Source organism: Kitasatospora cystarginea (assembly GCF_039533515.1).
GTDB lineage: Bacteria > Actinomycetota > Actinomycetes > Streptomycetales > Streptomycetaceae > Kitasatospora > Kitasatospora cystarginea.
In genome coordinates this window covers 1-13294 of sequence record NZ_BAAATR010000078.1, presented here as the reverse complement: position 1 = coordinate 13294, position 13294 = coordinate 1, and the positions used below count along the sequence as shown (strand labels likewise).

17 protein-coding genes and 1 pseudogene are annotated in these 13294 nt (G+C 69.7%); 11 read left to right on the top strand and 7 right to left on the bottom strand.

Annotated features, from left to right (window positions below):
- Positions 1 to 265 precede the first annotated feature (265 nt).
- Positions 266 to 481 carry a cold-shock protein gene (locus ABD369_RS38685; RefSeq protein ID WP_344641337.1) on the bottom strand — a complete coding sequence of 72 codons (216 nt, stop codon included), beginning with the start codon at positions 479 to 481 and terminating at the stop codon, positions 266 to 268.
- 102 nt (positions 482 to 583) lie between these two features.
- Positions 584 to 877: a helix-turn-helix transcriptional regulator gene (locus ABD369_RS38680; protein ID WP_344641335.1), complete on the bottom strand. Its 294-nt coding sequence runs from the start codon at positions 875 to 877 to the stop codon at positions 584 to 586.
- Positions 878 to 1030: 153 nt separating this feature from the next.
- Between ABD369_RS38680 and ABD369_RS38675 the strand changes: the two genes are divergently transcribed.
- The 9 genes from ABD369_RS38675 (at position 1031) to ABD369_RS38635 (ending at position 7066) form a co-directional block, all read left to right on the top strand.
- The gene (locus tag ABD369_RS38675; RefSeq protein WP_344641334.1) at positions 1031 to 1327 is read left to right on the top strand and encodes a hypothetical protein; all 297 of its coding nucleotides are present in this window, start codon (positions 1031 to 1033) and stop codon (positions 1325 to 1327) included.
- 247 nt (positions 1328 to 1574) lie between these two features.
- A complete protein-coding gene (locus tag ABD369_RS38670; protein ID WP_344641333.1) occupies positions 1575 to 2009 on the top strand; it encodes an STAS domain-containing protein in 435 nt (144 codons plus the stop codon).
- A 66-nt stretch (positions 2010 to 2075) separates the two neighbouring features.
- Positions 2076 to 2642 carry a hypothetical protein gene (locus ABD369_RS38665; RefSeq protein WP_344641332.1) on the top strand — a complete coding sequence of 189 codons (567 nt, stop codon included), beginning with the start codon at positions 2076 to 2078 and terminating at the stop codon, positions 2640 to 2642.
- A gap of 5 nt (positions 2643 to 2647) precedes the next feature.
- Positions 2648 to 3211: a hypothetical protein gene (locus ABD369_RS38660; RefSeq protein ID WP_344641331.1), complete on the top strand. Its 564-nt coding sequence runs from the start codon at positions 2648 to 2650 to the stop codon at positions 3209 to 3211.
- A 58-nt stretch (positions 3212 to 3269) separates the two neighbouring features.
- On the top strand, positions 3270 to 3425 hold the full coding sequence (locus tag ABD369_RS38655) for a DUF6131 family protein (RefSeq protein ID WP_344641330.1): 156 nt from the start codon (positions 3270 to 3272) through the stop codon (positions 3423 to 3425).
- A 96-nt stretch (positions 3426 to 3521) separates the two neighbouring features.
- On the top strand, positions 3522 to 3767 hold the full coding sequence (locus ABD369_RS38650) for an STAS domain-containing protein (protein WP_344641336.1): 246 nt from the start codon (positions 3522 to 3524) through the stop codon (positions 3765 to 3767).
- A gap of 584 nt (positions 3768 to 4351) precedes the next feature.
- On the top strand, positions 4352 to 5230 hold the full coding sequence (locus ABD369_RS38645; RefSeq protein WP_344641329.1) for a SigB/SigF/SigG family RNA polymerase sigma factor: 879 nt from the start codon (positions 4352 to 4354) through the stop codon (positions 5228 to 5230).
- 74 nt (positions 5231 to 5304) lie between these two features.
- Entirely contained in the window at positions 5305 to 5697 is a 393-nt protein-coding gene (locus tag ABD369_RS38640) for an ATP-binding protein (RefSeq protein WP_344641328.1), read from the top strand.
- Between the two features lie 352 nt (positions 5698 to 6049).
- Complete coding sequence (locus tag ABD369_RS38635; RefSeq protein ID WP_344641327.1) at positions 6050 to 7066, top strand: PHP domain-containing protein; 1017 nt, start codon at positions 6050 to 6052, stop codon at positions 7064 to 7066.
- Between the two features lie 775 nt (positions 7067 to 7841).
- Here ABD369_RS38635 and ABD369_RS38630 read toward each other — a convergent pair.
- The gene (locus tag ABD369_RS38630; RefSeq protein WP_344641326.1) at positions 7842 to 8057 is read right to left on the bottom strand and encodes a hypothetical protein; all 216 of its coding nucleotides are present in this window, start codon (positions 8055 to 8057) and stop codon (positions 7842 to 7844) included.
- 20 nt (positions 8058 to 8077) lie between these two features.
- Between ABD369_RS38630 and ABD369_RS38625 the strand changes: the two genes are divergently transcribed.
- Together ABD369_RS38625 and ABD369_RS38620 are read left to right on the top strand one after the other, a co-directional pair.
- The gene (locus ABD369_RS38625) at positions 8078 to 8638 is read left to right on the top strand and encodes a hemerythrin domain-containing protein (protein ID WP_344641325.1); all 561 of its coding nucleotides are present in this window, start codon (positions 8078 to 8080) and stop codon (positions 8636 to 8638) included.
- A 620-nt stretch (positions 8639 to 9258) separates the two neighbouring features.
- The gene (locus ABD369_RS38620; RefSeq protein ID WP_425557879.1) at positions 9259 to 10215 is read left to right on the top strand and encodes a TIGR03557 family F420-dependent LLM class oxidoreductase; all 957 of its coding nucleotides are present in this window, start codon (positions 9259 to 9261) and stop codon (positions 10213 to 10215) included.
- A 113-nt stretch (positions 10216 to 10328) separates the two neighbouring features.
- Here ABD369_RS38620 and ABD369_RS38615 read toward each other — a convergent pair whose 3' ends face one another.
- The 4 genes and pseudogenes from ABD369_RS38615 to ABD369_RS38600 all read right to left on the bottom strand — a co-directional run.
- Entirely contained in the window at positions 10329 to 10907 is a 579-nt protein-coding gene (locus ABD369_RS38615; protein ID WP_344641323.1) for an HAD family hydrolase, read from the bottom strand.
- A 388-nt stretch (positions 10908 to 11295) separates the two neighbouring features.
- Positions 11296 to 11556 carry a DUF6213 family protein gene (locus ABD369_RS38610; protein ID WP_344641322.1) on the bottom strand — a complete coding sequence of 87 codons (261 nt, stop codon included), beginning with the start codon at positions 11554 to 11556 and terminating at the stop codon, positions 11296 to 11298.
- Between the two features lie 47 nt (positions 11557 to 11603).
- Entirely contained in the window at positions 11604 to 12722 is a 1119-nt protein-coding gene (gene ku, locus ABD369_RS38605) for a non-homologous end joining protein Ku (protein WP_344641321.1), read from the bottom strand.
- A pseudogene (locus tag ABD369_RS38600) lies at positions 12722 to 13294 on the bottom strand (hypothetical protein); the annotation flags it as partial. The gene ku and the pseudogene ABD369_RS38600, both read right to left, overlap by 1 nt.

Genomic DNA, 13294 nt, shown 5'->3' with positions numbered 1-13294 from the left:
CTTCGGCATGCCCCCACACCCGCACACGGCCACGACGCGTCACCAACGCCATTGACCCGGTTCAGGCGAGCCCAACTGAAAGGCGGAGGCTAGAGAAGAGCCGTCTGCGGCGTGGACGAGGTGGAGCGGTACCTCGTCCACGCCGCGACCGGTCGCAGCCATTCACCCGGGGATCGACACCAGGCTGTAGGTGATCGAGAGCTGCGCGCGCGGAAAGGCGCCCCGCACATGGATCCGTGTGGGGCGCCCGCTCGTGCGCCGGAGGTCAGGCGGGGCGGATGTGTTCCGCCTGCGGGCCCTTCTGGCCTTGCACGATGTCGAAGGTCACCTTCTGGCCCTCCTGGAGTTCACGGAAGCCCTGGGCGTCGATGTTCGAGTAGTGGGCGAAGACGTCGGGACCGCCGCCGTCCTGCTGGAAGAAACCGAAGCCCTTTTCAGCGTTGAACCACTTCACATTCACAGTGCCGGTAGCGACATGTATCTCCCTCGTCGAGGGGACTGATCGGGTCCCACGGTTGCGGGCCCGGAGGCGATCGCCTTGGTCCGGAGAGCCGCACCGTGACCGGGGCAGGCGGTCAGGTGGTCAGCGCAGGAGAACGGACAGGAGTTCGGCGAGGCTGGGGCCGGAGTCGGCCGGATGGCGCAGTTGTTTGGCGGCCTGGACGTGGTAGTGGTTGCTGCGGCCGGTGCGTTCGTGGGTCAGGTAGCCGTCCTTCTCGAGGTCGACGATGATCCGTTGGACGGCGCGCTCGGTCAGCAGGCAGCTCGCCGCGATGTCGCGCACCCTGATGCCGGGATCGCGGGCGATCTGTACGAGAACGCGGGCGTGGTTGGTCAGGAAAGTCCACCGCCGCGCCGTCGCGGGACACTCGTCCATGGCACCAGCATACGACCGCCGATTCACGCAGCCGTAAGCACGAAAAATAATCCGTGTACCAGTTGACATGAATCGCTCGTGGGCGAATGGTTGAAGGGCAAGCCCGCCGCCTCGTCGGCTGGGATTTCTTGCCTCCCGCGTGAAGAGGTCATCGTGGACAGCCTCACCCGCGACCACCTGGAAACCCTCGCCGGCTTCCTCTACGACCGCATCGGCCGCCCCCGTGAGAACGGCGACCAGACGTGTCAGGTCGAGCCGATGCGCCGCATGGTCTGCCATGCGGTCACCGGCCTCGAGGCCTACCTCGCTGCCAGCGAATCCCCCCAGGGCACCTTGGACTACCAGCAGGACACCGCTGGCGAGCTGTGGGAGAGCCTGGAGCGGATCGCTTCCCGCTGGCGCGACCAGCCAGCCCCAACTTTGGCACCGCCCGACCGCAGCACGGGGTGAGAAAGCCATGACCACCGCCCGTCGCCCACGACCCGAGCCGCCACCCCCGCCGTGTGACCTGTACGGCCGCTCCCAGATGTGGATCCCCGGCGAAGTCACCGAGGTGCGCGGCAGACCTGCACGGGCCCGGACCGCCGCACACGGCCCCCGGCAAGCCCCCCACCTGAAGCACACGGACCGGCTCCCCGCCGCACCCCAAGCCGACCCGTCTCCAACACCTCGACCCGGGCCGCCCGGAAGGCACACCATGCCCGCCCCGGATATGAAGACCGCCACCACCCGCATCGGCGACGCCCTGGTCTGCTCCCTCGCCGGCTACGCCCACATCGACAACGAACAAGACCTGCACCACAAACTGCACCAGGCCCTCGCACAGCACCCCGCACTCCTCGTGATCGACCTGCACGCCGTCGACCTCTTCACCACCAGCACCCTCCACACGCTGCTCACCGCCCGCCGTACCGCATTCGCCGCGGGCGTGCCCCTCGTACTTGCCGCACCCACCCCGCAGGCACGACGGGTGCTGGAGATCACCCAGACCGACACCCTGTTCCGGATGTTCCCGACCCTGACCGAGGCCCTGCACGAATGCGCCTCTTCGAAGCCGGGCACACCGCTGCCGACCTCCCTGTTACAGAGGGTTGGCGAGCTGCCGCTTCGCTCCGGCGCGGGCGCCCGGTGAAGAAGACGTTTCGAGACGCCGGTCGCCGGTAAGGCGGCAGGTCACTGAAGGACCAAGGAGGACCTGATGTCGACAGGGACCCTCATCGCGATCATCGTGCCCGTCGTGGTCGTGCTGCTCCTGATCGCCGCGGCGTTGTGGTTCACGGCCCGCCGCCGCCGGCTGCGGGAACGGTTCGGCCCTGAGTACGAGCGCACCGTCCGCAGCTCGGGCAGCCGACTGGCCGCCGAGCAGGAACTGCGCCGCCGCGAACAGCGCCACCAGCAGTTGGAGATCAAGCCGCTGGCACCCGACACCAGACAGCGCTACGCCCGGGACTGGACACGGGTGCAGCAGGAGTTCGTCGACCGCCCCGGCGAAACCGTCCAGCGGGCCGATGGCCTGGTCACCGCGCTCATGCATGAGCGCGGCTATCCCACCGAGGACTACGAACAGCGGCTGCGTGACCTGTCCGTCGAGCACGCGAGCACCCTGAAGCACTACCGCGCCGCGCATGCGGTCAACGCCCAGGCCGGTCGCGGTGACGCGACCACCGAAGAACTCCGCGGGGCGATGGTGCACTACCGGGCGCTGTTCACGGCGCTTCTCGACGGCGGGCAGGCCGTGCGGGACGACGATTCGCCACGGAGGTGACAGAGATGAAGCCCATGCGCTACGACGACAAGGGACGGATGACGACCGAGGACATCGCCGCCACCGGAACCCGGAACGAGGAAGCACAGCTCGCGCCATCAGGTGCCATGGATCCGCCCGGGACGACGTCGGAGGCGACATCCGAGGCCACGCCCGACGCGCGGGAGGAACGGCCCGTCTTCCCGGGCGACGCCACCGGCGAGAGACCGGATGCGGAGAGCGGGCAGACGGCCACGCCCTTCGAGGACACGACCGCGCAAGGGGAGGCCGCCGACCGCGGCGCAGCCGGCCAGGAGGACGAGGAACCACTGCTGCCTTCGGCCCAGGCGCAGGAGCTGCGCACCCGCTGGCAGCAGGTGCAGACCCGCTTCGTCGACGACCCCCGCGAGGCTGTTCACACCGCCGACGAACTGGTCGCCGACCTCATGCGGCGACTGGCCGAATCCTTCGCCGACCACAAGCAGCGGCTCGAGGGTCAGTGGAACCGGGGGGACGCGGTCGATACCGAGGAGCTGCGGCTTGCCCTGCAGAAGTACCGCAGCTTCTTCAACCGCCTGCTGAGCAGCTGAACACACCGGCCCAACCTGCGGGCATTCGCGAAAAGATCTGAACCCTTCGGAGACCACCGTGATCGTCCTTGGAGTGATCCTCCTCATCATCGGCTTCGTCACCGGCATCTCGATCCTGTGGACCATCGGCATCATCCTGGCCGTTCTCGGCCTGATTCTCTGGCTCCTCGGCGCGGTGGGCCACGGTATCGCCGGACGACGGCACTACTGGTAGCCCGACTCGGTCGCCCGGGCCAAGCCCGCAAGAGCGCGATCAGCTACGGCGGCGAGCTCAAGCAGAGCCGGGCCTGACCGCGCCAACCGACCCTTTCTGTGCCGTCCCATCCCCTGCGCCGACCAGGCCGAGCGTGCGCCCGGCCTCGACGGCGAAGGGCTCGACCTATCGGAGGTGGCGTTCATGGACTGCGCGGGCCTGGGCGCCCTCGTCGAGGTCCGCAACCAGGCCGACCAGCGCGGCGGCCGGCTCATCTTGCGGGGAGTCGGCCGTAGCGTGGCCAGGGTGGCCGTGCTGCTGAGACTGACCGGCCTCAACCCGCGGCTGACCATTGAGCCCTGACCATCGCCCCTGGCCAGCCTGCCGGCCTTGGCTGTGCCGGCTCTTGGGACGCAACACGGTGACTGTCCTCCCCGCCCCCGCCTTCGTCGAATGCCCTCCCAACACCCTGAACACCAGCCGCGAAGGAGCCCGCGGGGACGCCTCCGCCGTCCTGGTCGCCCTCACCAACCTCGGCGGCGACCACCTCACCAACCGGATCCTTGCCCACCTGCCCCAACCGGATCCTTGCCCACCTGCCCCAACCGGATCCTTGCCCACCTGCCCCAACCGGATCCTTGCCCACCTGCCCCGCAGCTGGACCCTGCCCTTCGGTCGAAAAGGTTCACCGAGTATGTGCGTGGGTACCAAGACCGCGAAGAGGTCGGGGCGACGCCCCGACGGCGCGGCGATTCCGACATCGCCGCCGATCCAGAGGGCGCACCTGCCGCCCCCGGGACTCCGTGGCCTCAAGCAGCCGGGCCGAGCGGCTTCCCATTCCCACACCTCATGCCCGCGGCGACGATTTGTCTGCCCCGCCGCGAGCGGTCACTTTTCGCGTCGACACGCGCACGGTGTGGGCCCGCGACATCCTGGGAGATGATCCCGTGTCCGCCACCACCGCCCAGCACGCCGCCACAGCCTCGCTCGTCCCAAAGGAGGCGCCGCCCGTCCCCGGCGCGGACCAGCGGCCCGTGCGCCGCCTGGGCAAGAGCGAGGCGCGCGAGCTCAGCGACGCGCTGTTCCGCCGTCTCGCCGAACTGGAGCCCGAAACGCCCGCCTACGGCTACGTCCGCGGCACCATCATCGAGCTCAACATGCCGCTGGTCCGTTTCGTCGCCGCGGGCTTCCGCCACCGCGCCGCCGAGATGGACGACATCCTCCAGGTCGGCACCATCGGCCTGATCAAAGCCGTCGACGGCTACGACCCCAACCGCGGCGTCGAGTTCGTCACCTACGCCCTGCCCACCATCACCGGCGAGATCAAACGCTTCTTCCGCGACACGTCCTGGCCACTGCGCGTTCCCCGCAGCATCCAGGAGCTCTACCTAAGGACCGCCCGCGCCTCCGACCGCCTGGAACAGCAGCTCGGCAGGCTGCCCACACCCGAGGAACTCGCCGACGACCTCGGCCTCACCCCCGAGCAGGTCGCCACCGGCCTACACGCCGGACACGCCTTCTACTGCGACTCGCTCGACGCCACCCGCGACGACGGCACCGACGACTCCGGCAACGCCCTGCTCGACCGACTCGGCGACTGCGACCACAACCTCGACCTGGTGATCTTCAGGGAAGCCGTCCGCCCGCTGCTGCGCCTGCTCACCAACCGCGAGCGCACCGTCCTGCTGCTGCGCTTCTGGGGTGATTGCACGCAGTCGGAGATCGCCGAGCGGATCGGGGTCTCCCAGATGCAGGTCTCGCGGGTGCTGAGCGCCACCCTCGCCCGGCTCAGGGAGCAGGTCGAGAACGGCGAAACCGGCCGCTGAGCAGAGGGTTGACCCGGTCGTGGCCGGGGTAGGCGCGGCACCGTCAAAGGGACCCCAGGGCCGGGGTGAATCAGATGCCTGTGCTCGCGCTCGACCTGGACGGGCGCGTCGGATCGGTCCGCACGGCCCGCCACGCGGCCGAGCGGTTCTTCGCGGAGCTCGCGGCCAAAGCGGGACCCCGCTTCCGGGACGAGACCCGGGGCGACGTCCTGCTCGTGATCGCCGAACTGGTCTCCAACGCCTGCCGGCACGCGCCCGGGCCGTGCCGGCTGCTGGTCGCACCCGCCGGTGACGGCACCATCGAGGTGGCCGTCGAGGACACCAGCCGGGAGCTGCTGGCCACCGCCTCGCCTCCGGCGGGTTACGGGCTGGTCGTGGTGACCGGGCTCTGCCGGGGCGTACACGTCCTCCGAACGCCCCAGGGAAAGATCGTCCAGGCCACGGTGCTCGAGCGCCGGCCCCGATGACCGCCTTGACGACCACCTGGTGACCGCTTCCAAGGACCAGCCGGTGACTCTTCCCGCCCCCGGCACTTCGCATCCGCCTGGTGCGGTCCCCGGTGAGGTGTTTGCCAGCTGCGGAGTCCAGGACGTCAATGACTGGCGTCCCACCGAACAGGCCCTCACAGGGCTCATCGAGGTCAATCAGCCTGATTTGGGACGCTGTTGAAGCACGCGACCGGGGTGCCAGGCGACCGTGCGAAGCCGTCGTCGGCCGCCAGCACCCGAAACCCGAGCAGCCACCACTTCCACACGTCCGTCTCCGCTGGGTTCTCAGCCGGGAAGGGCGGGTTGATGGCGGACGACGAACACTGAAGGCATGGAACCGGTCGAAGCGCTCCGGCGGATCGCCTTTTTCCTTGAGTGGTGCGGTGCCTCTCCTTATCGGGTTCGGGCCTTCCACACGGCGGCCGAGGCGGCCCGGAACCTGCCGGCCAGTCCGGTGGATGTGGCACAGGCCCAGCGGCTGCGCGGCGTCGGTCCGGTCACCGCCGAAGTGATCGCGGAGGCGTCGGCGGGCGAAGTGCCGGCCTATCTCGCCAGGCTGGAGGCGGACGCCGGGCCGGCCGCCCGTGCGGGCTGGGACCTGTGGGCCGTGACCGAGGGGGACTGCCACGTGCACTCCGATTGGTCCGACGGTGGCAGCCCGATCGAGGAGATGGCCGAGGCAGCCCGCGTACTGGGGCACCGATGGGCCGTGCTCACCGACCATTCGCCCCGGCTCACGATTGCACATGGTCTCAGCGCAGACCGGCTGCGGCTCCAACTGGAGGCGGTTGCAGCCGTCAACGCCCGGGTGAGGCCCTTTCGGCTCCTGTCGGGGATCGAGTGCGACATTCTGGAGGACGGCTCGCTCGATCAGGACGAGGAGTTGCTCGGGCGGCTCGATGTGGTGGTGGCCTCGGTGCATTCGAAGCTACGTGCGGAGCCGGAGCCGATGACTGCTCGGATGGTGAAGGCGGTGCGCAACCCGCACGTCGACGTGCTCGGACACTGCACCGGCCGGATCGTCACCGGCCGGGGGCGGCCGCAGTCCCGGTTCGATGCCGAGGCTGTCTTCTCAGCCTGTGCCGAGGCCGGAACCGCCGTGGAGATCAACTGCCGCCCCGAACGGCGAGATCCACCGGATGACCTGCTGGGACTCGCGGCCGAGGCGGGCTGCCTGTTCGCCGTGGACACCGACGCCCATGCCCCGGAGCAGTTGCACTGGCAGTCGTCCGGATACGCGCGTGCGGCGCGGGCCGGTCTGGGGCCGGACCGGTTGGTGACCACCTGGCCGGTCGGGCGGCTGCTGACGTGGACGGCCCGGCCCGGACCCGGGCACAGCCACGCCTGAGCGGGCCGCCGTCTCGTGGATGGCGGCAGATACCGGCGCGCCTTCCCTGTCGATGGGGCTGTTGCCGGGCTGAGATTCACCGCAGGTGAGACAAGCGCCGATCACTACAAAGGCGAACCGATGCTTCGCACAGCGAGAAACGTCCGCCGGGTCAGCCCGCTGCGTGCCGGTAGTCACGGATCATTCGTTCGTCGACCCACTCCCCGCTGCGCTCATCCCGCGCCAGGGTCAGCCGCTCGGCGTTGTCTCCGGTCGCGTTGCTGGGACGTAGCTGGCCCGCGCAGACGATGTAGCTGCCGCTGATGCTGTCGGTGAGCCTTGTGAAGCGGTAGTGGGCTGGGAAGTCGTAGCGTGCCCGGATGAAGGTGCCGGCCGGGTAACAACTCTCGGACTTGGTGCCGGCCTGGATCTACGGCAGTGATGTTGGGCGGCCGTAAACCCGGCTGCGGGGCTCGCGGCCGCTGGCGGGATTGCGTCTACCCGAGGGGACGGTAACGACACCGGCTCGTGTCTCACGCCTCGCCCGTCGCCGCAAAAGTCGTTGAAGCAGGAAGCCACGCTCGTGCCGCATGCTGCGATACGGGCCAGAATCTCCCATCTTCAGCCGGGAGAGCGCGTCAAGTCGCCTCGCTCACAACGAGCGTTGTCGTGCGGCCGATGCAGACTGGCCGGTGCAGACCAGCCGCACGATGAGGGGCTACGGATGCCCACCGCAGACGTGGGTCATGCGACTCGTCCCCCGGGCAGCCGCGCCGGGACGCGCCGTTGACCGGGCTCACACGCGGTGGGGGCGCCGCGGTGTCCGGGTGTCTGGTGGTTCCGGCTTGGTCAGGGAGCGCCGGGCGGCCTCGTTCCGGACCGTGTCCAGGAGTTCACTTTGGTTGGTGGCGCGGGCCGCGAGCCTTTCCAGCTGTCGCCGGTCCAGGCCCTCGACGAGGTCGCTGATCTGCAGCAGGGCGTTCCAGAGCGAGCGTTTGCCCTCGACACCCATCCGCAGCGCCTCTGCACGCGATGGGACATGGCGGGAATGTGATCGAGGAGCTGATGGCCGACCACCGCGAGGTGGACGAGATCTTCAGCCGACTCCAGGCGATGACCGGCCGCGGGCAGGAGCTGCGTGACCTCGTCGACGAGGTCACCATCGAGCTCGTGCGGCACTCGGTCGCCGAGGAGCAGTACCTGTACCCGGCGGTGCGCGAGCACCTCCAGGGCGGCGACCGGCTCGCGGACAAGGAACTCGCCGACCACGCCCGCGTCGAGAAGATCCTCAAGCAGCTAGAGAAAATGAACACCGACGACGCGCACATGAGCATGATGCTGCAGCAGCTCATGGACGAGGTCACCGCCCACGTCCAGGACGAAGAGAACAACCTCTTCCCGATGCTGCGCCAGGCCTGTACCCCCGAGGTGCTCGACGATCTCGGCGACAAGATCCGGCGGGCCAAGGCCATGGCGCCGACCCGCCCGCACCCCGCCGCCCCCGACACCCCGACGGCCAGCAAGATCCTCGCCCCTGGAGCGGGTCTGGTGGACCGGGCCCGCGATTTCGTCACCGGCCGCGGGAAGTCCTGACCGCCTCCGGGCTGCGGTGAGTGCCACCTGGGGTCGGGACGCAGCCATCCGGTTCTGGCCCCAGGCCGGGCGCGGCGCGACGCGGGTCATGCCATCGGCCGTTGCAGCCTGGACCGGGCCGAGCTCGTGCAACTGCTGAGCGTGGAAGGCGCCGGGCTGCCGTAATTCGACGGCGCGGCGAGACGACCGGGTCGCAAACCCATACCCGATCGAGGGACACGACAGTCAGTCAGGGGCACCCTACGGGCGTCGCCGCGCGATGGGGCTACGCCCGACCCTGGACTGACCGCCCTTGCCGAGGCTGGCTGGCTATGGGCCAGCCCCGGCCGTGCGGCGGCCAAGCAGTCGAGGACGTTCGCGTCGCTCTGCCGGAAGAGACGCAACCGCACCCGGGCAGGGTGAGCGGATGCGGACCTGGCCGGACCACGGCGAGGATTGCTACCGCGGCTTGGGATGCCTGGCGGGCAGGGTCGCCCGGAGCCACCACCGCTTTGATCGAGGAGCCAAGCCGACGTGTCCTGCCCGTTGTCGGCGACCTGCGGGATGAGGCGTGGTGCCCGGGTGCGGCCGGGGTAGCCGCAGTGGAAGGGGGCTGGGCTTTGGGAGAGGAGCAGAAACCGATGACCGAGTACGGCTACTTCCTGTCGTGTGAGGAGTTCACCCCCGGGGAGCTGATCGACCAGGCCTGGCGGGCGCAGCAGGCGGGATTCACGAGGCTGGCGATCTCCGATCACTTTCATCCGTGGAACGACGCGCAGGGCAACAGTGCGTTCGTGTGGTCGGTGATCGGTGCGCTGTCGCAGGCCGTGGACCTGCCGGTCACCACGCTGGTGACGTGTCCGACGGTGCGGTTGCACCCGGCGGTCACCGCGCAGGCCGCCGCCACCTCCAGCGTGCTGCTCGGCGGGCGCTTCGCCCTCGGTGTCGGGACGGGGGAGGCGTTGAACGAGCACATCCACGGCGGGGCGTGGCCGTCGTTCGAGATGCGGGCCGAGATGCTGGAGGAGGCCGTCGAGGTGATGCGTGAGCTGTTCACCGGCGAGCAGGTCAGCCATCGAGGCCGGCACTACACGGTCGACAACGCCCGCCTCTACACCGCCCCTGATCACCCGCTGCCGATCCTGGTGTCCGCCTTCGGGCCGAAGGCCGCCGAGCTGGCCGGACGGATCGGTGACGGCTTCGTCACCATGACTCCCGACGCCGACCTGGTGGGTGCCTTCCGCGACGGTGGCGGCGCGGGCAAGAAGGTGGTGGGCGGGGTGAAGGTGTGCTGGAGCAGCAACCGGGACAAGGCCGTCGACATCGTGCACCGGCTGTGGCCGACCGAGCTGCTGCCCGGCGAACTCGCCCAGATCCTGCCCACCCCGGCGCATTTCGAGCAGGCCACCGAGCTCGTCACCCGCGAGATGGTCGCCGACACCGTCACCTGCGGCGACGCCGCGGAGGAGCACGTGGAGACCGTGCGCGCGTACGCGCGGGCCGGATTCGACGAGGTGTACGTCGGGCAGATCGGCCCCGACCAGGAGGTCTTCTTCGACGCCTACCGGGAGCTGGTGCTGCCCGCCCTGCAGCACTGACCGGCGCGGGCCGCTCGCGGGACCGGCCCGGGCGGCGACCACGGGACCGCCACCCAGGGCCGGTCCCATGATCGCCGAGTCGCCCCCGTGTGTTCGAGCTGACGGTGCCGCGGTCAGCTGGCTCCGGTTGTGTGGCGGGCGGGGTCCGCGAGGGCGCTGTCGTCGAGGCGGGCGAGGAGTTCACCGACGCCGACGTGGACTTCCAGGGCGCCGGCCGCGAGCAGAGCCCGTTCGCCGAAGCCGCCGCTCAGCACCGCCACGCACGGCACCTCGGCCCGGGCGGCGGCCTGCACGTCCCAGGGGGTGTCGCCGATGAACAGCGCCTCGCCCGGCCCGGCCCCGGACTTGGCGAGGGCGGCATGGACGAGGTCAGGGGCGGGCTTGCTGGCCTCCACATCGTCGGCGCTGGTGGCGTGGTCGATCGCGTCATCGGCATCCCAAACGGCGCGCATGGCGGCCAGATCTCGTCCGGAGGCGGAGGAAGCGAGCGTGATCGTCCAGCCACGCCGCTTCAGCTCCCGCAGGAGTCCACCAGCACCGTCGAAGGCACGCAGGCGGGGCCAGAACCGGGCGAACAGCGCCTGATGCGCCGCACTGATCGCCTCATCATCTGCGTGGTCACGGTCTTCACCCAGCACGTGGTCCAGGAGCTGGTCGCCGGCCATGCCGATCGCCCCGTGGATGCGGGCCATCGCCGGGGTGTGGCCGAACTGGGCGAGCGCCTCCGTCCAGGCGACCGGTGCCAGTAACTGGTGTCGAGCAACGTGCCGTCGACATCGAACAGTGCTGCGGCCGGCATCAAAGCCTCCCTCACTCACAACCCCGGACCGGCATGTCCACCCGCCCGACGCTACGGCCCGCCGGACGGTGCCGCACGGCCGCCGCGCCCGTTTGCCGCGCCATATCGGGAAGGGGCTCGGTCAGAACACACCGACGCCACGGGCTCGATCACAAGATTCTTCATTGCGGCGACTATGAGCGGCGTGGTGTTTGCCGCTCGTAGGTGAGGCCGATGTAGTCGCACGGGCGTCCGGCGCTGCGCCGTTTCGGCGACATTCGCGGTTCCGACGGTCGGGCGGTTCACCGGGTCGGTCTGGGGTCGGCAACAGCGATGCACTCGGTATCGAGTTGGTCAGCGAATCTTTCAAGTGCCGTGCAGAGCACGGCGGTAGTCTCATCGTCCATGCGGTGCTGGTCGCTGCGACGCCACGTTTCCCATAGCTCGGCGATCCCGCGCAGCATGTCGGTGACGGCGATGGCCGGGATGACCAGTTCGCCATCCAGCCGGTACACGGGCAGCCGGAACCGCTGCCCGTCCGATTCTTCGAGGTCGCTGTTCATTCCTTCGCCTCGTTCTGGCGAGTCAGGCGCTGAGCCGAGGGCCGGTCTCAGGACGCGGTGCGGAGACGGTGTTCTCGGTGCTTGGCGTGTTCGAGGGCGTGCTGGAGCTGGTCGCGGGTCATGGTGGAGCGCTGGGGGATGTCGAGGTCGCTGGCCCGCTTGTAGAGCTCGGCCTTCGTGAGCGCTGCCAGGTCCTCGGCTTTCGAGCGGGTGCCGGTGCGCTTCCTCGCCCCGGCGGCGGGCTGCGCCCGCTTCGCGGTGGTGGAGGCGGTTTTCTTCCCGCCGACGGCTTTCGGGGTGCGGCTGGGGCGGGGTGCGGTCTTGCGGGCGCGGCCGCGTGTGGGCTTGGCTTCTTCTGGTTCCCGGCCGGCTGCGGCGCGGTCCTTGGCGGTGGCCAGGCTGCGGTCGAGGACTTCCATGAGGTCGACGACGTTGGTGGGCGTCTCCTGGGGGCCTTGGGAGATGGCGATCTCCTTGCCGGCGGCCTTGGCCTCGATGAGTTCGCGGACCTGCTCGGAGAAGGTGTCGTGGTATTCGTCCGGGTTCCAGTCGACGGCGAGCATGTCGATCAGTTGCCGAGCCGCGGCGAGTTCCCTCTCGCCCACTTCGGTGCCCGCGGCGGGCAGGTCGTCGACCTCCCGGTGCGGGTCGCGGACCTCGTCGGCGAAGTGCATGGTGTGGGCGACCAGCATCCCTTTCTCGGCCCGGACCGCGGTCAGGTACTCCTTGCCGCGCATCGAGAACAGGGAGATCCCGGCCTTGTTCGACCGCTCCAGCGCCTTGACCAGCAGGGCGTAGATCTTGGCGTACTCCTTGCCCTTGGGGCCGAGGTAGTAGGTGGTGTTGAAGAAAATCGGATCGACCTGCTCGAGGTCGACGAACCCGCGGATGTCGATGGTCTTGGACCGGCCGGGGGAGAGCTGCTCCAGTTCCTCGGGCTCCATGATCACGTACTCGCCCTCGACCAGCTCATACCCCTTCACGATCTCGCTGTAGGGCACCTCTTCCCCGGTTCGCTCGTTGACCCGCTTGTTGCGTACCCGGTCCGCTGTCCCGCGCTGGATCTGGTGGAAGCCCACGGTGTGGGACTCGGTCGCCGAGTACAACGCCGTCGGCAGGGTCACCAGCCCGAAGCTGAGAACACCCGTCCAGATGGGCCTGGCCATCACCGACCTCCTTTCGCCCGCGCGGCTTCCACCGCCAGCTCATCCGCCCGCCGCCGCGCCGCCTCGGCGGCCTGTTCGGCTTCCCGCAGCGTGCGCCACGCGTCTTCCCGCTCGGCCTGCTTCCTCACATGCGCCCGCTCCACTTCTTTCTGCTCTTGCGCGGCCTGCTGGGCCTCGGCCTGTGCCTGGCGCAGCGTTTGGGCGGCGTGCTCCGCCCGCCGGGCGGCTTTCGCTTGGGCGGTGGCCAGGCGCTCGAGTTCGCGGTCGAGGCGTTGCACCGTCTGCCGTGCGAGGTCCAGGTCGCGCTCCGCCCGGCCGGCAGCGTCGCTGGCCTCGTTGAGGCGCTCGACCCACGCCCGGTCGGCAAGATCCGTCCGGTCGTGGGCGGGCGATGCGTGGGTGGCTGGGGCTGGTCGTGGGCGGCCGTCGCTGTGCTGGGACGGCGGGTGCGCACTGTGGGCGGGTGCCGGGGCCGCCGGGCGGTTGGGGAGTGCGAGGGTGGCGAGGGTGTCCGTGGTCGTCGCCGGCGGCAGGGCCTCGGTCAGGCGGCCGGCGGCGAGAGCGTCGGCGGG